The organism is Pseudomonas sp. AC083, assembly GCF_979253165.1.
Genome location: NZ_CEEDDH010000040.1, coordinates 1 through 486 on the forward strand (window position 1 = coordinate 1; position 486 = coordinate 486).

The 486-nt window shown below is 45.3% G+C and carries 2 protein-coding genes; both read right to left on the reverse strand.

Annotation, left to right across the window (positions count from 1 at the left end):
* On the reverse strand, positions 1–238 hold a 238-nt coding region (locus AC0IXA_RS27145), incomplete at its 3' end, for a hypothetical protein (RefSeq protein WP_471814859.1).
* The coding region (locus AC0IXA_RS27150; RefSeq protein ID WP_471814860.1) for a hypothetical protein at positions 232–486 on the reverse strand (255 nt) is incomplete at its 5' end. The genes AC0IXA_RS27150 and AC0IXA_RS27145, both read right to left, overlap by 7 nt.

The window sequence follows — 486 nt, forward strand, 5'->3', positions numbered from 1 at the left end:
CCTTTTCATATTCGTTTGCACGAATGTGGTCTGTCGCTTCTTCGATCGCCTTCATCCATTCCTTCACATCCAGCTCTTCCACATGAACAAGTTCAGCTTGTCCACCAGTCCGAACTGGCAATGTCTCGAAACGAGAGGCTTTTTGTTCTAATTCCTGAATAAGCTGATGAACATTCCCATCCACCTGCTTCCACTCATTGATCGTAAGAAAACTGCCTTCTTTTGAGACAGTCAGCATGAATGAGCCTCGCCAAATGCTTCCCACTGACGCGCCTTCTCTTCATACGGATCAAACGAGAATCCTCCAAATAAAAGCGGACCAACAGCCGCTTGCTTTAACTCCTTTTCATCATGAAAATGGAACATGTGCTGCTTGAGCTGTTCCCATTCTTGATGGATTATATCGAATCGTTCCTTGCCTTGCTCAGATGATTTAATGACGGCCGCTCTGCCAAGTCCAGAAAATATCATTTGGCTTTCTGGATC